The sequence below is a fragment of the Mucilaginibacter sp. PAMB04168 genome (genome assembly GCF_039634365.2).
Classification (GTDB): domain Bacteria; phylum Bacteroidota; class Bacteroidia; order Sphingobacteriales; family Sphingobacteriaceae; genus Mucilaginibacter.
Genome location: NZ_CP155079.2, coordinates 5,075,759 through 5,093,550 on the forward strand (window position 1 = coordinate 5,075,759; position 17,792 = coordinate 5,093,550).

General features: G+C 43.5%; 17 protein-coding genes. 3 read left to right on the forward strand and 14 right to left on the reverse strand.

What is annotated here, in order from left to right; all coding sequences use genetic code 11:
- Window position 1: 1 nt before the first annotated feature.
- Entirely contained in the window at window positions 2-1,237 is a 1,236-nt protein-coding gene (gene nusA / locus ABDD94_RS21330; protein ID WP_345950076.1) for a transcription termination factor NusA, read from the forward strand.
- A 63-nt stretch (window positions 1,238-1,300) separates the two neighbouring features.
- Window positions 1,301-4,390, forward strand: coding sequence for a translation initiation factor IF-2 (gene infB / locus ABDD94_RS21335; RefSeq protein WP_345953923.1), 3,090 nt, complete (start codon window positions 1,301-1,303; stop codon window positions 4,388-4,390).
- A gap of 105 nt (window positions 4,391-4,495) precedes the next feature.
- On the opposite strand, the gene ABDD94_RS21340 is transcribed toward infB, so the two are convergent.
- The 12 genes from ABDD94_RS21340 to ABDD94_RS21395 form a co-directional block, all read right to left on the reverse strand.
- Entirely contained in the window at window positions 4,496-4,951 is a 456-nt protein-coding gene (locus ABDD94_RS21340) for a DoxX family protein (protein WP_345953924.1), read from the reverse strand.
- A 98-nt stretch (window positions 4,952-5,049) separates the two neighbouring features.
- Window positions 5,050-6,078 (reverse strand): LLM class flavin-dependent oxidoreductase, encoded by a 1,029-nt coding sequence (locus ABDD94_RS21345; protein WP_345950073.1) that lies wholly within the window; start codon window positions 6,076-6,078, stop codon window positions 5,050-5,052.
- Window positions 6,079-6,176: 98 nt separating this feature from the next.
- The gene (locus ABDD94_RS21350) at window positions 6,177-7,151 is read right to left on the reverse strand and encodes a hypothetical protein (RefSeq protein WP_345953925.1); all 975 of its coding nucleotides are present in this window, start codon (window positions 7,149-7,151) and stop codon (window positions 6,177-6,179) included.
- 143 nt (window positions 7,152-7,294) lie between these two features.
- A complete protein-coding gene (locus ABDD94_RS21355) occupies window positions 7,295-7,969 on the reverse strand; it encodes an energy transducer TonB (RefSeq protein WP_345953926.1) in 675 nt (224 codons plus the stop codon).
- Window positions 7,970-8,007: 38 nt separating this feature from the next.
- Complete coding sequence (locus ABDD94_RS21360) at window positions 8,008-8,715, reverse strand: peptidoglycan DD-metalloendopeptidase family protein (protein WP_345953927.1); 708 nt, start codon at window positions 8,713-8,715, stop codon at window positions 8,008-8,010.
- Window positions 8,716-9,096 carry a 30S ribosome-binding factor RbfA gene (gene rbfA / locus ABDD94_RS21365; protein WP_345950069.1) on the reverse strand — a complete coding sequence of 127 codons (381 nt, stop codon included), beginning with the start codon at window positions 9,094-9,096 and terminating at the stop codon, window positions 8,716-8,718. It abuts the gene before it with no gap.
- 120 nt (window positions 9,097-9,216) lie between these two features.
- Window positions 9,217-9,588, reverse strand: coding sequence for a hypothetical protein (locus ABDD94_RS21370; protein ID WP_345950068.1), 372 nt, complete (start codon window positions 9,586-9,588; stop codon window positions 9,217-9,219).
- A 9-nt stretch (window positions 9,589-9,597) separates the two neighbouring features.
- Window positions 9,598-10,824, reverse strand: coding sequence for an ABC transporter permease (locus tag ABDD94_RS21375; protein WP_345953928.1), 1,227 nt, complete (start codon window positions 10,822-10,824; stop codon window positions 9,598-9,600).
- Window positions 10,825-11,283: 459 nt separating this feature from the next.
- Entirely contained in the window at window positions 11,284-11,922 is a 639-nt protein-coding gene (locus tag ABDD94_RS21380; protein ID WP_345953929.1) for an MBL fold metallo-hydrolase, read from the reverse strand.
- Window positions 11,923-12,010: 88 nt separating this feature from the next.
- On the reverse strand, window positions 12,011-12,613 hold the full coding sequence (gene gldD / locus ABDD94_RS21385; RefSeq protein WP_345953930.1) for a gliding motility lipoprotein GldD: 603 nt from the start codon (window positions 12,611-12,613) through the stop codon (window positions 12,011-12,013).
- Window positions 12,598-13,386, reverse strand: coding sequence for a shikimate dehydrogenase (aroE, locus tag ABDD94_RS21390; protein WP_345950064.1), 789 nt, complete (start codon window positions 13,384-13,386; stop codon window positions 12,598-12,600). The genes gldD and aroE overlap by 16 nt, the downstream gene beginning before the upstream one ends.
- Window positions 13,387-13,446: 60 nt before the next feature.
- Entirely contained in the window at window positions 13,447-14,208 is a 762-nt protein-coding gene (locus ABDD94_RS21395) for a phosphosulfolactate synthase (RefSeq protein WP_345953931.1), read from the reverse strand.
- A 186-nt stretch (window positions 14,209-14,394) separates the two neighbouring features.
- Here ABDD94_RS21395 and ABDD94_RS21400 point away from each other — a divergent pair, with 186 nt between their 5' ends.
- Complete coding sequence (locus ABDD94_RS21400) at window positions 14,395-15,456, forward strand: AI-2E family transporter (protein WP_345953932.1); 1,062 nt, start codon at window positions 14,395-14,397, stop codon at window positions 15,454-15,456.
- A 74-nt stretch (window positions 15,457-15,530) separates the two neighbouring features.
- On the opposite strand, the gene ABDD94_RS21405 is transcribed toward ABDD94_RS21400, so the two are convergent.
- Together ABDD94_RS21405 and ABDD94_RS21410 are read right to left on the reverse strand one after the other, a co-directional pair.
- Window positions 15,531-16,127, reverse strand: coding sequence for an FMN-dependent NADH-azoreductase (locus ABDD94_RS21405; RefSeq protein ID WP_345953933.1), 597 nt, complete (start codon window positions 16,125-16,127; stop codon window positions 15,531-15,533).
- Window positions 16,128-16,283: 156 nt separating this feature from the next.
- Complete coding sequence (locus ABDD94_RS21410; protein WP_345950060.1) at window positions 16,284-17,687, reverse strand: tetratricopeptide repeat protein; 1,404 nt, start codon at window positions 17,685-17,687, stop codon at window positions 16,284-16,286.
- Window positions 17,688-17,792: the final 105 nt, after the last annotated feature.

Consider the following 17,792-nt stretch of genomic DNA (forward strand, 5'->3'; position numbering starts at 1 on the left):
GATGAGCAATATTAATTTGATCGACTCCTTTCAGGAGTTTAAGGATTTTAAAAACATTGACCGCCCAACCATGATGAGTGTGTTGGAAGATGTATTTCGCAGCATGATCCGTAAAAAATACGGCAATGACGAAAACTGCGACGTAATCGTTAACACCGACAATGGTGACTTGGAGATATGGCGTACCCGTACCGTAATGGAAGACGGATTTTCGGAAGATGACGACCTGGAAATTGAATTAGCCGAAGCACACAAACATGACCCAGATTTGGAAGTTGGTGACGAGTTTGTTGAACAGATTACGTTAGAAAGTTTTGGCCGCCGCGCTATTTTAGCTGCACGTCAAACACTGGTATCCAAAATTCTGGAGCTCGAGAAAGACGAGATCTTTAAAAAATATAAAGACCGTGTAGGTGAGCTAATTTCTGGTGAGGTATACCAGGTTTGGAAAAAAGAAACGCTGGTACTGGATGATGAAGGCAATGAGCTTTTGTTACCAAAAAGCGAACAGATTCCGGCAGATTACTTCAAAAAAGGCGACAGTGTAAAAGCGGTGGTACACAAGGTTGACATGATGAACAGTAATCCTAAAATCATCATTTCGCGTACCGCACCAGAATTTTTACAGCGTTTGTTTGAACTGGAAGTGCCCGAAATTTTCGACGGATTGATCACCATTAAGAAAATTGTTCGCGAACCGGGCGAGCGTGCTAAGGTAGCCGTTGAGTCATACGATGACCGTATTGATCCGGTAGGCGCCTGTGTGGGTATGAAAGGTTCACGTATTCACGGTATCGTTCGTGAATTAAAAAATGAAAATATAGACGTTATAAACTACACCAATAACGTCCAGCTGTACATTCAGCGTGCATTATCACCGGCAAAAATCACCACCATTAAGTTGGATGAGGAGCGTAAAACAGCCGCTGTTTATTTAAAACCCGATCAGGTATCACTGGCTATTGGCCGTGGCGGCCACAACATTAAACTGGCCGGCAAATTAACCGGTTACGAGGTTGATGTTTACAGGGAGGCCGATGAGCACGAGGAAGATGTGGACATCGAAGAATTCTCGGATGAGATAGATGGCTGGATTATTGATGAGTTTAAACGCGTTGGTTTAGATACAGCAAAATCAATATTAAGTCTGAGCCTTGGTGAGTTGGTTAAACGTACTGACCTTGAAGAAGAAACGATAAAAGAAGTTTTATCAATTCTGCAGGCTGAGTTTGAATAAGCTGAATATATGCCAATAAAAAATCGTAAATTTGCATATAATAAGCAGAGAAAGAATTAATAAATGTCAGAAGACAAAGGTATAAAGTTAATTAAAGCAGTAAAAGAGCTGAACATTGGTATGGGTACCATTGTAGACTTTTTAAACTCGAAAGGTTATAAAGTTGACAAAAACCCTAACGCAGTGCTTAACAGCGACATGTACAGCAGTCTGGTAAAGCAGTTTGCTGCTGATAAAAGCATTAAGGAAGAAGCTAAGCAGATCAACATAGGCAAAATACGCCGTGATGAGCCTGGCTTTGTTCCCGACAAGCCGGCCGAGACACGTGCTAAGGATTTTGAGCAGGAGGAAATCCTGATCAAAAACGCGGGCACATTTGCGCAATCGCCCAATCGGCCTAAAGAGGCTGAAAAGCCACAAGAGCGGCCAGACGGTTCGTTACCGGGCGTAAAGGTTGTAGGTAAAATTGACCTGAACAACCTGAACAAACCAGCTCCGAAACCCGAAGCCAAGCCAGAGCCTGCTCCCGAGCCGGTTAAACAAGAGCCAGTGGCTCCTGCACCTGTTGCTCCGGTAGAACAAGCACCGGCGGCACCTGTAGCCAAGCCAGAGCCTGCTCCCGAGCCGGTTAAGCAAGAGCCAGTGGCTCCTGCACCTGCTGCTCCGGTAGTACAAGCACCGGCGGCACCTGTGGCCAAGCCAGAGCCTGCTCCCGAGCCGGTTAAGCAAGAGCCGGTGGCTCCTGCACCTGCTGCTCCGGTAGTACAAGCACCGGCAGCACCTGTAACGCCACCAGTTACAGCCACAAAACCAGAAGCTGAAGTAGCCCCGGAAAACCAGGTAATTCGTGCGAAAGCAGAACGCCTTACCGGCCCGAATGTAATTGGTAAAATACAACTACCGGTTGACAATAACCGCCGTGGAAACGGACCTGCAGGTTCATCAAACCCTAACTCTGCAGAGAACAAGCGCAAACGCAAGCGTAAGGAAAACGGACCAGGCCAGGGCCAGGGACCTCAACAAGGTCAGCAACCCGGTGGTCAGCAAGGACAAGGCGGCGGCCAGCAGGGTGGCAACCAGCAAGGCGGTGGTAATCGTCAGGGTGGTTTCCAACAAGGCGGTGGCAATCGTCCGGGTTTTGGTGGTAACCGTCCGGGTGGCGGCTTCCAGCAAGGCGGCAATCGTCCGGGTTTTGGTAACCGAAATGCTCCGGCACCAGGTACACCTAAAGAAGAGCCAACAGAAAAAGAAATACAAGACCAGATTAAAGCTACGCTTGCCCGCTTAAGCGGCGCAGGTAAATCAGGTAAATTTGCACAACGTGCTAAATTCCGTCGTCAGAAACGGGATGATGTAGCTGCATCAGCAGAAGAAGCAGCATTAGAACAGGAACTGCAATCTAAGGTACTTAAAGTTACCGAGTTTGTTACCGCTAATGAGCTGGCCTCCTTAATGGACGTTTCTGTAACGCAAATTATCTCAACATGTATGAGCCTGGGCATGTTCGTATCCATCAACCAACGTTTGGATGCGGAAACCCTGAGCATTGTGGCCGACGAGTTTGGCTATCAGATTGAGTTTGTTAAGCCTGATGAGGAAGAGATAAACCTGGAGGAAGAAGATGCTCCGGAAACACTGATCCCTCGTGCACCTATCGTAACCATCATGGGTCACGTCGATCACGGTAAAACTTCATTGCTCGACTTTATACGTAAAACCAACGTTATTGGCGGCGAGGCTGGTGGTATAACCCAGCACATCGGTGCCTACGAAGTAACACTGGAAGACAAACGTAAAATTACTTTCCTGGATACACCTGGTCACGAAGCGTTTACGGCTATGCGTGCACGTGGTGCCCAGGTAACAGATATTGTTATCATTGTTATTGCTGCTGACGATAGCGTGATGCCGCAAACCCGCGAGGCCATTAACCACGCGCAGGCTGCAGGTGCTCCTATTATATTTGCATTCAATAAAATTGATAAACCAGGCGCCAATGCCGACAAAGTGCGCGAGCAGTTAGCTGCCATGAACATTTTAGTTGAAGATTGGGGCGGTAAATACCAATCGCAGGAAATTTCAGCCAAATCTGGCTTAAATGTAGGCCTGCTTTTGGAAAAAGTGCTGTTAGAGGCTGAGTTAATGGAACTGAAAGCCAATCCTAATAAACGCGCTGTAGGTACTGTAATTGAAGCAGCCTTAGATAAGGGCCGTGGTATTGTTACTACAGTACTGGTACAAGCTGGTACCTTACGTGTAGGCGATCCAATATTAGCCGGTAGCTATAGCGGCCGTGTTAAGGCATTAACTAATGAGCGTGGTATGCGTGTAAGCGAGGCAGGCCCATCAACACCAGTACAGGTGCTGGGTATGCAGGGAGCGCCAACTGCAGGTGATAAGTTTAACGCACTTGAAAGTGAGGTTGAAGCCCGTGATATTGCCAACAAACGTTTACAATTACAACGCGAGCAGGGCTTACGTACACAGAAACACATTACCCTTGATGAAATTGGCCGTCGTTTAGCGATAGGTAACTTCAAGGAGCTGAACATTATTGTGAAAGGTGACGTGGACGGTTCTATCGAGGCATTATCCGACTCGTTACTGAAATTGTCTACAGACCAGATACAGGTTAACATTATATCAAAAGCAGTAGGTCAGATCTCCGAATCAGATGTATTGCTTGCAACTGCTTCTGATGCAATTATCATTGGTTTCCAGGTACGCCCATCGGGCAGTGCACGTAAACTGGCCGAGCAGGAGCAAATAGATATACGCCTGTACTCTATTATTTATGACGCCATCAACGAAATTAAAACAGCGATGGAAGGCATGCTGGCACCAACCTTTGAAGAAAAGATTGTGGCTAACGTTGAAATACGCGAAACCTTCAAGATCAGTAAGGTGGGTACCATTGCAGGTTGTATGGTATTAGATGGTAAAATTACCCGTAACAGTAAAATACGTATCATCCGCGAGGGTGTGGTAATTTACACCGGCGAGCTAGCTTCACTTAAACGTTATAAAGACGATGTGAAAGAAGTAAACACCGGTTACGAGTGTGGTTTGAACATTCAAAACTTTAACAACATTGAAGTAGGTGACATTGTAGAAGCTTACGAGAATGTAGAAGTAAAGCGTAAGCTGGCATAAGCTTTCGGAAATATGAATAAAGAAGGCCGACGTATATAAATACGTCGGCCTTCTTGTTTTAGGCAAAGTTGTAATTCCTAAAACAATATTATTCGATATAAAGCACTATTGAGAATGAGCAACGCTTTGATCGCCTTCTTTAGTATGCTCTACAGATATGATCCCATCGCCTTCAATCAGGAAGCAGATGAGGCCTACCAGCACCGTGCACGAAAGCCAGAACTCCGCGTAAGGCTTAAATATATTATGGCTAAGGTTAACAAAAAATACTGCTACAAGCAACACTGGTAAGTTTAATAAACATGATGTGCGAGTGTGCGAACCTAAAACAATAAACAGGCCGCCTATCACGTGCAGTACAATGATGATGTGCGCTACAATACTTAATGAAACCGCCGTGACCAGCCTGCTCTGCGTCATTAAGGCTGTAAAAGCGCTTAAATTTAAGGCAAAAGATACACCTTTCCAGATCAATATCATGCCTAATACAATGCGGAAGTAATCTAACCATTTGGGGTGATGGCGATCGCCCCAGAGTTTAACTTGGGATAGCAGTTCCATAATGTTTAAAATTGGTATACTATTACAACGCACAAAGCCCGTAAAATGTTATTTTACAGGCTAATGTTTAGATGCTGAGTAACTATATTGTAAGCCTATTAATTAACCTTAGCGGCTATAATATTGTCGGCAAAGCGCTCCATCTCTTCGAGCTGAGGGCTGCATTGTAAAAGAAAGAAATCGACGCCAACCTTTTCAAACTCGGCTATACGATCCTGAACCTGCCAGGGTGTACCGGTAAGGCCCGAGCGCAAGCCCCGGTTTGAGACCGAATAATCATGCAATGAAACGCGTTGCTCCAGTTGAGTACCCGACAGCCACTGCTGGTAATTTTTGTACCCTGATGAACCTTCCTGCACGTTTGTAATGCGTTCCAGTTCTTGTTTAACTTCCTGCTCATTATTGCGGATGATGCTGTACGCGGCCACGCCATAAAGCATAGGCGGCAAACCCTTCTTTTCGCGACGTTCGCGCATGTCAGCTATCCGGCGACCTATCAGCTCGGGTGAATCGCCGTGCATCACGTACCCATCGCAGGTAGAAGATATCAGATCTTTAGCCGCGTCAGATTCGCCGCCGGCATATATTTTAGGCCGGGGTGTTGATACCGGCTTAGGTTGCAAGATATTGTCTTTTACCTGGTAGTATTTACCCTCAAAGCTGTAGTTGTCGCGGTTCCAAACGCTGTCTACCACGTTCAACCACTCCGCCGTGCGGGCATAACGGTCATCATGCTGTTCAAATTGGATTCCGTACTTTTCGGCCTCATCTTTCCACCATGATGATACCACATTTAATGATATACGTCCGTTACTGATGTGATCTATATTAGCTGCTTGCTTGGCTAACTGGGCAGGGTTATGAAACGTTGGCCTTACAGCCACCATCAGTTCCTGTTTATGCGTAACAGCGGCCAGTGCCGCGGCAGTAGACCAGGCATCTAACGAAGGTGCCTGCTCTCCCTTAATATCATTCAGGTAAAGTTCGGCTATCAGGGCCAGATCAAAACCAATTTCTTCACTGCGCATGGCCAGCTTCTTTACATAATCCCACGTAGGGGTCATGTTCTCGTCTTCTACATTGCGCAGCCACCCGCCAAACACGGGTAACCAATATCCGTAATTCATTATTGAGTTGTATGTTATATTGTAGGTTGTGCGTTGTAAGTTGCAGACAATTCATTTTGGGTATTACCTCAAAATATACTTACAACGCACAACTTATCTTAGACCACCGCTACATCTTCAGCTTTTTTAACTGCTTCCTGCTCCAAGTATTCCACCAGGCGCTCGTGCGGGTTAAAGCCAATCACGTTAACGGCATCGGCCACAAAGTTTGATAGGGCGTTTACATCGTAATACAGCACCTCACCGTCGCGGTCGTCAATGATATATTCAATGCCACCTACATCAATACCGCTTTGCTGTACCAGTGTCTCAATGTTTTTAACTACATCAGCAGGCGGTGTATAGGCTTCTACTTTAAGTCCATTTTTAGGTGCATCAAGCGCACAGGCATTACGAACTAAATCCTGCCCCGTAGTTGTCTGGCATATATCGGCCGGGCACAGGTTAAAACTTTCGCCGGTGGTGTATACTTTAATGCCGTATAAAAATTTGCCGCCCAAAGTTTCTACACGCGTAATGTAACCGCCACGGGCCGGAATAAATTCCTGCACCAAAGCAGTATGGTCAATCCCTAAATCAATTTGATTGTTTTGAATAGCCTCACGCACTTCGTCCATCGAATTAAATTTCTCGATACCAGCGCCACTTCCACCAATATTGGCTTTCACCACTATAGGGAAGCGCAGGCCTTCGGTAGCAGCCTCAATTTGCGAAGGATGATTAATGACCCTTGATTTTGGGTATTTGATACCCAGTTGTTCCATCAGCATTAATTGTAATGCCTTTGATGTTTCGTACACAAAAGCGCGGTACCCGTTAATAACCCGTATGCCATGATGCTCCAGGTGTTTCAGGTAGTTTAGTGTATAAAAAGTACCCTGCACGCCACCACGCAAATAAGCCGACGGACTCATGCGGTTAAAGAACAGCGACATTTGTGGCGTCTTCTCTTCTATGGCATAAAAATGCTGGGTCGGATTTACAGTTTCGTAAGGAATACCTTTCTTCTCAAGCTCGGTAAATAGTGGTTTAAACCAATCCGGGTGCTCATGCGATATAATAAATGGTAACATAATTAGTCAGTTGCTTAAAATCAAAGTTATGAACTTTACCAGCGGCGTCCAACAGGCCCTGTGTAAAATTTTAGTCTACAATGGTTGTAGATTTTTAACATGTGCCAACGAAATTATGTTTGCATCAACCGCTATTAAAGCAATTACTGGCAATGTTTAGCCAGGTAACTGTCGGCCATATTGCTTCCGGTATTTTTAACAAAGTTCCAGTCTTTACAAGCACCTTCCTTATCGCCTTGCTTAAGCTTCTGGTTGGCTTGTTCAAGCAAGTCCTTCCAAAGATCCTCGTTAATGCCTAACTCCGTTTTAAGCGCCTCAATGGTGCTTTCTTTTTGTGTTGGGGCCTTACCTGCATACTTGTTAATATAATAATTAGTTACGGCATTTTCCAGCTCTTGTCTTTTTTGGTAGGCTATAATGGCTTCTTGCATACTCATCATTCCTTCTGTACGCTTTTGGCACTTTATATAATCGGGCCGGAAACGGATAGGGAGTACTACTCTTACCGCATTGGTGTAACCTGCGGGGACTTCCCATTTACCAGAGGTTAGTTTTACCACACGCACGGCTTCTTCATCCAGATCAATACCAGGGCCCTGCTGAACCTGAGCGTCGGTTACTCCGCCAGCTTTATCAATACTAAAGCTTACTTGTATAGTAGCAGCAATGCAGTTCTGACTCGAAAACTCAGGGTATATGATGTTGGCTGCAATAAAATTATCAAGCGCGGCTGCACCACCTTTAAACGTGGGCTGCGCGTAGCCGCTAAACAGGCCGCAAAAGCCTGCGGTTATTATAGTGAATAGAACTTTTAACATTTTAAATCAATTACTTAACTTAAACGCTAACAGTTAAATCAGATTATGGTTGCGGCTGTAAATTGCAAAATTAAATTTGGGTCGGCAATATTTTGCCGCCAATGCTCCGTTTGCGAGTAAGGAGCTACACCCGGATAATCACCAGCCAGCCCTTCCATATCGAACATCAGCTGAAAGTGCAGGTGAGGTGGCCAGTTACCATTTTCGGTTATATTGCCAAATTGCGCCAACTGCTGGCCTTGCGTAATTACCTGGCCAATGCTTAAATCCTGTAAACTGGCACGGTTTAAATGCCCATATAAAGTATACAGTAGTAATCCATCAAGATGGTGTTCCAAAATTATGGTAGGCCCGTAATCACCAAAGCTGTTATTATCCTGAAAGCTGTGCACATGGCCTGCTAACGGAGCGTATACAGGCGTACTGGCATCGGCCCAAATATCTGTTCCTAAATGTAAACGGCGGGGCTCTGCTCCGCCTGTGTCAAAAAGTTTGCTGCGTGCATACAAAGTACGGTGCTCCATGTAGCCACCTATACCATAACGGCAACCGCTTTGCCGTAACTCCTGGCTTACCCACGCACTAAACTTAAGTGTGTCTGCAATATCTTCGCCCGATAGCCTGGTATTGTTGCTGGTAAAATCGAACTGCAACAGGCGGTCAGTACCGGGATCAAAATCAACAACCCCACTTACCTTACTACGGTTGTTCTGCAAATAGGTGGCCAGCTGCTCGTGCTTGCTCATTTACTCCGTTTCGCCCTCCTCGCTCTGGCGCGGCTCTTTACTTATTTTGTCAAAAATCTTGTCCATACGCTCTACATACTCGTTGGTATCATCCACAAAAAACTCCAGTTGGGGTATTACCCTTACCTGGTCTTTAATGCGGGCACCTAGTTTATAACGAATTTCAGAAGCATGCGACTTTACAGTTTGCAGCGATTGCTGCGTATTGGTGTTGTTGAAAAAGCTTAGAAATACCCGGGCAATAGCCAAATCGGGGGTAACTCTCACCTTGGTAATAGTTACCAGCGTGTTGGGCAAATAATTCATTCCTTCGCGCTGAAAAATAGCGGCCAGGTCTTGCTGTAACACACCGGCAAATTTTTGTTGACGTTTTGATTCCATGATAAATTATTTTAGGTGAAAGGCTATATAAAGATAAAGGTAAAAGGTTAAGGCCGGAGTTTGGTTTTATGAAACTGACAATTTAAAGCAATTCTGCTTACCAGCTGCTTTGCTATCCTTTTAATTACAAAGATCGGGCGGTATCTCCCTGGTTATCTTGAGCACTTTTTTTACCACCAGGGTGCTATCATACTCCGAGCCTATACCCTCGCTACCTGATGGGATCTTTTTGCCTTCAACCTCAACATAAACAGGCTCGTAAGGCTTTTCAAAATTCATTTGGGTATACTTTAGCTCTAATTGGGCTGAGCTGTCGGTTACCCAGTATTCGTGCGTATCGTCACAGTTTTTAAAAGATTTTATCTCCGGACCAAAACTGTACAAGCCCTTAAACACCTGGGGCTCATCTTTCCCGGCTTTTTGCTTACAAGCAAAGCAGCAGGTTAAAATAACCAGCATTGCTAAACTCCATTTAAAACGCTTATACCCCATGCTGCAAATTTATAAATCCTGTTTAATTTCGTCTAACCCTTTTACGCTTAAACGAGCGCTAATACCCGACGCAATAACTGAGATACCCGTTACAGTTAAAAAAACGAGGATAAAGTCAGTAAATTTCATATCAACCGGGTAGGCATCAATCACCATCATTTGGCCACCCATTTTTACCAGCCCAAAATGTTGCTGTAGTATACAAAATATCAGTCCTACAATGATGCCTGCTATACAACCAGTAACCGATATCATCATGCCCTCAAAAAAGAAAATGCCTTGTATGAGCGGCTTACCGGCACCCAAGCTGGTTAAAATGGCAATATCCTTCTTTTTATCCAGCACCAGCATTGTTAACGACCCTATGATATTAAATATGGCTATTATGAGTACAAAAGTGAGAATCAAAAACGTAAACCAGCGTTCGTAATTCAACGTTTTGTAAAGCTCTGTATTTTGCTGATACCGGTTTTTAACAGAAAACGCTTTGCCCAGTTTTTGCTGTATAACTTGTTGCTGCTGGTTAATGTTGATGCCTTTTTTGAAGTTAAGTGCTAATGATGACACATCTTTTGGCTCGTCGAGCAGGTCACGGGCAAAAACTAATGGCGTTATCACTATGTCGTCAAAATCCTGCTGTATGGAAAAAACGCCCGATACTGCAATAGGACGCCTCACAAACTCGTCTTCGGGATTGATAGAATTTACCACCCTGCGGCGCGGCGAATACAATTGTAAGGCTGCATACCGATCATTTATGTTTACGGCCAAACTGTTTTGCACCATTGAACCAATTACGGCATAAGCCACATTATTTGCTTCGAGCGTAAACGAGCCGTTTTGTATTGTGCTGTCCAGTTGCTTGTTTTTTAAAAAATCCTTGCTTACCCCCCGCACAGTTGCAATAAACTGACGGTTGCCATACCGTACAAGGGCTTTCTCTTCTAACGCCTCGATGTAGGAAAAAAGCTTTTCATTGCGCCGCAAACTTTTGAAGTAAGGGGTATTCGGGTCGAAGGTTTTACCACGTGTCGGTTCAATTTTTAATTCGGGCGTAAAGTTGTTGTATAATGACAAAATTACCTTCTCGAACCCGTTAAAAACCGACAAAATTATAATGAGCGCTGCGCTTCCCACAAATACCCCCAGCATGGAAATACCTGAGATAATGTTAATGGCATGCATCTTCTTTCTCGAAAAAAGGTATCGTTGCGCTATGTAGATGGAGGTATTCAAAGTTGGTTTTGAGTTGTAGGTTTCAAGTTGGTAGGCTGTAAGTTTACTTTAATAATGGAGTAATGGTTTGCTTCATGTTTTTTTAAGCCCTCTGTTTTATAATATCTTACAACTTCATTAAATAACGTTCTTATAGCTTCTAATTGTGCAACCGCTTGTTTCTTATCTTTCTCTTTTATGTATTACTGCAAGTATGACTAATGAAGTTTTTGTTTTTGATTCATATAAGCCCTTGCAATATAAAAGAATTGAAGGCTATCTTTTGCATGATACCTTTCGAAGACTCGCCAATATTAAAAGGCACTAAAACAGCACATCTTCTATCTGATTAGCCAAGCCGGATTGCTCATCTTACAGAACCCAGATAACGTATAATATCTATATTGAGTCTTTTTTTACTACTAACCCAACACTCAACTCAGTATATCGTTTGTATTCTACTTGCATCTTACTTAGAACTTACCCAAAAAACGGGTTCGTCTCCCGTTCTAAGCCTATGGTGGTTTCAGGACCGTGACCGGGATAAACCACTACATTGGAAGGTAAGGTAAAAAGTTTCTCGCGGATGTTTTGAAGCAACTGTGTGTGGTTGCCTCCTGGCAGGTCGGTACGGCCAATGCTGCCACTAAAAAGCACATCACCACCAACCAGCAATGCATCATCTTTGCTATAAAAACAAAGGTGCGCAGGCGAATGGCCGGGGGCAAAAATGAGTTCGAGCGTGGTATTGCCAAATGTTATAGTGCCGCTTTCTGGCAAGTAAGTATCGGGCAAAGGCGAAAGTTCGTAACGGATACCCGATTGCTGGGCCCATACGGGCATAGCTTGCAGTACCACTAATTCGCCTTCATGAAATTGTGGTTTGAGGCCGTACTGATCAAACACGAACTTATTGCCCAGTACATGGTCGATATGGCAATGCGTGTTGAGCAGTAAAACCGGTTTAAGCTGATTTGAGCTGATAAAATTCACTACGGCGTTTTGCTCAGCCGCGGTATACATGCCTGGGTCTATAATAGCGCATTCTCCGCTATCATCATATAATATATAAGTATTTTCCTGGTATGGATTGTTTGAAAATGCCCTGATAGATGCCATAGCCAAAAGTAGGACTTGATTTCGGATTTTGGCTATATTGAATGTCAGATAGCAATCAATACTTGCTAATCATCCCACTAAATGGAAACTACTTCCATTTAAAGCTTTTAATGAGCACGGCCATGTCCTTCTTTACAAAATTGAGCACTGGCTGTATGGAATCAAGCTTAGGAGCGGTGTTAAAGTAAAGCGCTCCGCGCAGGTAATGCTGTGTACTGTCGGTTAAAAAAAACTGGGCCGAGGAAGCCGCGTTACCATCTATAGTATAATAGATGCCATATACCTTACGATCAGGGTAACGAATAATACCTTCATCAATAGAAGTGGCTTTCACCGTGTGCTTAAATGCAAAGGTGTGTGCATCCTCTATTAGCTCATTAAATACTTTTTTGGAGGTAATGGGTTGGTAACTTAAATGCAGGGTTCCTTTAAATTGCGGGAGCTGGAGGTTTATCCAGCAAGGCTTTGCTCCCGGTGTTTTATCTGCCTCAATAACTGCGTAAGTGGGATAGGTAAATGTATAGGCACAGCCAGACCTATATTCTTTATATGCCCGCTGCGGAAAATAAATACGATAGTAGCCGCGTGGCTTTGGCGAATAGTCGGGCGTGCTTTCACAAGCCAGCAGGCATAACAGTATGCCCGCAAGCAAGCTAAGTAGCTTTAACGAAGCTTTTATTTTGCATTCCATATTTCCCATGACTTTTCGGCTTGTAACAGCAACATGTCGTATCCGTTCTTAGTGGCAGCTCCTTTTTCACGCCCTTTCTGCAAAAACAGCGTTTCTTCAGGGTTATAAATCAAATCATACAGGAGATGATCGCTGGTAAGGTGCTCATAAGGAATGTCAGGGCAGCGATCAACATTAGGTGACATGCCCAGCGGCGTAGTGTTAATAATAAGCTTATGGTTGGCAATATGCTCTGCGGTTAAATCTTCGTAAAGGATACGGCCGGCATCGCTTTCGCGCGATACATAGGTAGAGTAAATATTAAGCTTGCCAAGTACATGTTTAACCGCCCTTGAAGCACCACCTGTGCCTAAAATTAAAGCCTGTGTATGATGCGGCCTAAGCAGCGGCTTCAGCGACGTTTCAAATCCGTAAACATCCGTGTTAAAACCTTCAAGCCTAAACTCATGATCTTTAATACCCACCTCTCCCGAAAACACTGCGGTTATTGGACTTTCGGAGGTTATGCGTATACAATTTACTGCATCCACTTCTTTGGCTTCCGGTTCAACCCAATCCAGGTAAAACATCACACCAATTTTATGCGGAACAGTTACATTCAAGCCGCACAAATCTGGGTTTGCGCGTAATAATTCCGGAAAATCGCTCAGGTTACTTAGTTCGTACAGATCATATTTATGATCTTCGATCTTTTCCCGCTCAAATTTTTCGGAAAAATATTTTTTTGAAAATGAGTGTGTAAGCGGATAGCCAATTAACCCGTATTGTTTCATGTAAGCGTTATCAGTAATTTGCCGTAAGGTGCTCTTTTATTTTGTAACAGGCAACAGCGCTTATTGATTTAAAAAATGGTCGAAAGTATCACTGCGCAATCCTAACCGCAAGGTTTCCAGCGGTATCATATCGGCGGGAGCTATATTACCCAGGTTTACATTACTGCCCACCAGTTTAATAAACCAAACCTGCTGCGCTTTCTGTGGCGCTTCCCATATAATGGTTTCGGCCGGTATTTGGGTAAGTATCTCATCAATTAGCCCCTGCCTTACCTCGCCCGAATCACGATAAATACCTACGTTACCACTTTCGCGAGCCTCCGCAATCACCTTCCATGAACCGGCTTCCAGCTCAGCCTTCATCAACTGAATCCATTTATACGGCGCAAATATCTTCTGCACATCTTTAGAGCCGACTTCAGAAATAACAGTTACCTGCTTGCTCAGTTTACTGATGTACTCACACTTTAAATCGTGCTCAATAGTGATGGACCCGTCAGATACCTCTGCATATTCTAATTGGTAAGTATCCAGCATACGGCAGTAATCATCGTACTGGTTACGCACTATAAAAGCTTCAAACAGCGTACCACCAAAATATACAGGAATACCCGCCTGGCGGTACAGGGCAAGCTTTTCTTTTAAATTAGGCGTAACATACGATGTAGCCCAGCCAAGCTTAACAATATCAGTATAAGTGCCCGAGACCTCCAAAAAGTCTTCAACCTGCCGTAGGCTCAAGCCTTTGTCCATTAACATGGTCATGCCGCTGGTACGTGGTTTTAAAGTGCGTTCGGGTATTTGTGTTAATGTGTAGTTCATTACCAAAATAGTAAGTTATAGTCTATAACTAAAAGTTCTAATGCTGCAAAGATTGGAATATTCTGTCATTTTAAGGCATTACATTTAGAATTTGACTTTTAGCTGCTTATGTTTTTGCCACACATCATTCAAAACAAAATATGTTTAAAGCACTTGAATAAATATACCCTTACATACACACATCATATGAGTTTTATAAACGATGATACCGGCTCAAAGCAGAACGACAGCCTCTTTTTAAAAAGAGTTTTTATGGGCGCAGGCGCTATCGCCTTATTGGTTATATTAATTTTGATTATACGGGTAGCTTTCAATGTAATGCTGATGGTATTGGCAGGTACGCTCATAGCTGTATACTTTAACGGCCTGGCCGATGCCATTGAACGCTATACGCCTTTAAACAGACGTATTTGCATGCTTATATCCGTAATAGGCACTTTTGCTATAATAGGGTTGTTGTTTTGGTTTATGGGTACCAAAATCCAGCATCAGGTAAATGCATTAAGCGAGGATTTTCCGCGGTTACTTGCAAAGCTGGAAAGCCAAGTAAGGGAATTGCCTTTTGGCGCAAAAATGCTGGATAATGTATCGGGCAACGACTCGCAAAAGATCATGAACACGGCCCAAAACTTTTTCAGAACCAGTTTTGGCGTATTAGGTGATATCTACATCATCATTTTCCTGGGTATATTCTTTACGGTAAGTCCATCGCTTTATAAAAATGGCATAATCAGGTTAGTACCCCGAGGCGGGCAGCCAAAAGCCAAAGAAATTATAAATCGCCTTAGCTTGGTACTCAAAGGCTGGCTTAAAGGAATGATGATTGCCATGGTACTTATAGCTATACTTTCATTTACGGGCTTAACTATTATTGGTATACCCATGGCGCTAGCTTTGGCCGTAATTGCAGGTATATTAAACTTTATACCAAATTTTGGACCCATTATGGCAATGGTACCTGCGGTACTGTTAGGCTTGGTTGATAGCACGCAAAGTGCCATAATTGTTGCGGCATTGTACATCCTTATTCAAACGCTCGAGAGCAATATAATAACGCCTACTATTCAGCGCCGCATGATTAACCTTCCTCCTGCTCTTCTTATTATCAGTCAGTTATTGATGGGAACACTATCGGGAGCATTAGGTATTATATTGGCTACCCCCATGCTGGCCATTATTATGGTTTTGGTGGAGGAGTTGTACACCAAAGAAAACAACCGCGACGATGTTGAAGCGGCTATGCCTTAACTAAAACAATGTTTGGAATAAAAAAGCCTGGACGTTGATTTATCATCCAGGCTTTTTATTAGTAGTTAGCCTGTTTAAAGCTGTATACTTTGAATGGCTTTATCTAACGCATTTTCTTTTAAATGCGGCATGTTCACGCCTTCAACACGGTAAGTAGTAATATCTGTCATACCCATAAAACCGAGCACAGCTCTCAAATAAGGTTCCGTAAAGTCAAATGCCTTAAAAGGTCCATCAGAGTATACACCGCCCGAAGATATAGCCAGGTACAATTTCTTACCTTTCACTAATCCTTCCGGCCCATTTTCATTGTAACGAAATGTAACGCCTGCACGGGCAATGTGATCAATCCAAGCTTTAAGTGTAGAATGGATACCAAAATTATACAGCGGCGCGCCAATTACAATTATATCAGCATCCTTTAATTCTGCTATGGCCTCGTCAGAATGTTTAATAGCCTCGGCCAATTCAGGCGTTCTGCCTTCTAAAGGGGTGAAAAAAGAGTTGATGTGTACTTCTTCCAGATGCGGGAAAGGGGTTTGCGTTAAGTTGTGTGTTTTAAGACTACTTCCCGGGTTTGCCTGTTGCAACTTATCTACAATGGCGTTACCCAATTTGATGCTGAATGATGCGTTACCGCGGGGACTTGATATTAAATGCAGTATTTTCATGATTTGCTTTTTTGTTTAAGCAAACGTAGGCAACCATACTTTCAAATAGATATTACTATCCAAAAGGATACCGGTATCCTTTTGGATAGTAATCTGAATAACAAGGCACAAAAAAACCCGGGCTTATAGCCCGGGTTACAATAAATGTAGGTTGTATTATCTTGTATACCGATTGATAATGTCCAGTATTACCTTGTTTTTTTGCAGTTGGGGCAGGTAATCAAACAATATGTAATGCTTGTCTGGGTCTGATGTAAGGGCTTGTTCCAACGTAGCCAGCGCCTCGTTGTAATCACCTTTGGCAAACAGGTAAGCCACCATACGGTAGTATAGTTCGGCCGCCTCAGGATTATTTTTAATGGCGTCGGCAATAACTTCAATAGCATCCGTTAACCGCTCTTGCTCGTACAAAATAGATGAGTAATCAAGCCAGGCATCTACATCGAGCGGGTTAAGCTCCACCACTTTTTCGTAAGCGCTCTCGGCTTCGGGCAGGTGGCCCAGCTTATATTCTGCATCGGCAATGGCAAACCAGTAGTCGGCATTCAGTGCATCCAGATCGAGCGCCTTACGGTAAAAATGCAAGGCCTCAAAATAACGTTCTTCAAAATCGAGCGTTACACCAATACCAAACCAGGCATCGGCCAGTTTGCTATCCATACGTACCGCTTTTTTGTAAAAAGAGCGGGCCTCGTCCATCTGCTCCAGCTTTTCGTAACACTCGCCAATGGCACAATAAGTATCGGCATTGGGCTGCTCGTATTCGAACGTTTCACGGTATACTTCAATAGCCTCTGCGTATTTTTCGAGATTAACCAACGCATTACCCTTGTTAAAGTAGGCCGAAGCAAAGCTATCCTTAATCAGGATGGCGTAATCATACGCGTCAATCGCTTTTTCAAACAAGCCTAATTTCGTAAAAGCGTTGCCTAAATTATACCAGGCCGCGTAACTATAAGGCTCATTATCAATATACTGTTGGTAAAATTGTATACTCTCCTGCTGATTGTCAATCACATCGTAACAAAAAGCGAGTTCATACAACGCGTCCTGATTTTCCATGTTCTGTTTTAAACACTCTTTCAGGTAATGTATGGCCATTTCGTAATCACCCATGTTTTGGTGTACGTAGGCTATATGTAACAGTATATCGTCTGTTTCTTCGGCAAGGGTAAGCGCCTTTTCATAATTTTCAAGCGCTTCAGTATAGCGATCCATACTCTCGTACAGGTTACCGCGTATAATGTAAATATCAGCGTCCGAAGCTTCTAAAAGCGCGGCCTTATCAAGCGCAGCAAATGCTTCAGGCACTTTATTGGTAACCACCAGAAGCTGGGCTTGCTTAATTAAAAAAACGGCTGCAAAGGGGTGTTGGTTACGGGCATACTCCACTACTTGAAGCGCTTTTACCGGGTCATTCTTTTCAATGTAATAATCAATAATATTTTCAAATGCATGCGCATCAAAAAAGTACTGATCATGATTACGGATCATCTCCTCATATCGTTCTACCGAAAACTTAGGGTCTTCTGTAAAACCAAATTCATATTCATCTTCCATCTGATCGTTTTTACAGCTATAAGGACATTACAGCAAAATTCAGGCTTAATTGTACTATAACTGTGATTAAGTTACAATAATAAGGCATTGTGTGACAATTTAGTT

What these genes read in the sequence shown, in the direction of transcription:
- nusA (WP_345950076.1), top strand. Translation starts at nt 2, where the DNA reads ATGAGCAATATTAATTTGATCGACTCCTTTCAGGAGTTTAAGGATTTT.
- infB (WP_345953923.1), top strand. Translation starts at nt 1,301, where the DNA reads ATGTCAGAAGACAAAGGTATAAAGTTAATTAAAGCAGTAAAAGAGCTG.
- ABDD94_RS21340 (WP_345953924.1), bottom strand. Translation starts at nt 4,951, where the DNA reads ATGGAACTGCTATCCCAAGTTAAACTCTGGGGCGATCGCCATCACCCC.
- ABDD94_RS21345 (WP_345950073.1), bottom strand. Translation starts at nt 6,078, where the DNA reads ATGAATTACGGATATTGGTTACCCGTGTTTGGCGGGTGGCTGCGCAAT.
- ABDD94_RS21350 (WP_345953925.1), bottom strand. Translation starts at nt 7,151, where the DNA reads ATGTTACCATTTATTATATCGCATGAGCACCCGGATTGGTTTAAACCA.
- ABDD94_RS21355 (WP_345953926.1), bottom strand. Translation starts at nt 7,969, where the DNA reads ATGTTAAAAGTTCTATTCACTATAATAACCGCAGGCTTTTGCGGCCTG.
- ABDD94_RS21360 (WP_345953927.1), bottom strand. Translation starts at nt 8,715, where the DNA reads ATGAGCAAGCACGAGCAGCTGGCCACCTATTTGCAGAACAACCGTAGT.
- rbfA (WP_345950069.1), bottom strand. Translation starts at nt 9,096, where the DNA reads ATGGAATCAAAACGTCAACAAAAATTTGCCGGTGTGTTACAGCAAGAC.
- ABDD94_RS21370 (WP_345950068.1), bottom strand. Translation starts at nt 9,588, where the DNA reads ATGGGGTATAAGCGTTTTAAATGGAGTTTAGCAATGCTGGTTATTTTA.
- ABDD94_RS21380 (WP_345953929.1), bottom strand. Translation starts at nt 11,922, where the DNA reads ATGGCATCTATCAGGGCATTTTCAAACAATCCATACCAGGAAAATACT.
- gldD (WP_345953930.1), bottom strand. Translation starts at nt 12,613, where the DNA reads ATGGAATGCAAAATAAAAGCTTCGTTAAAGCTACTTAGCTTGCTTGCG.
- aroE (WP_345950064.1), bottom strand. Translation starts at nt 13,386, where the DNA reads ATGAAACAATACGGGTTAATTGGCTATCCGCTTACACACTCATTTTCA.
- ABDD94_RS21395 (WP_345953931.1), bottom strand. Translation starts at nt 14,208, where the DNA reads ATGAACTACACATTAACACAAATACCCGAACGCACTTTAAAACCACGT.
- ABDD94_RS21400 (WP_345953932.1), top strand. Translation starts at nt 14,395, where the DNA reads ATGAGTTTTATAAACGATGATACCGGCTCAAAGCAGAACGACAGCCTC.
- ABDD94_RS21405 (WP_345953933.1), bottom strand. Translation starts at nt 16,127, where the DNA reads ATGAAAATACTGCATTTAATATCAAGTCCCCGCGGTAACGCATCATTC.
- ABDD94_RS21410 (WP_345950060.1), bottom strand. Translation starts at nt 17,687, where the DNA reads ATGGAAGATGAATATGAATTTGGTTTTACAGAAGACCCTAAGTTTTCG.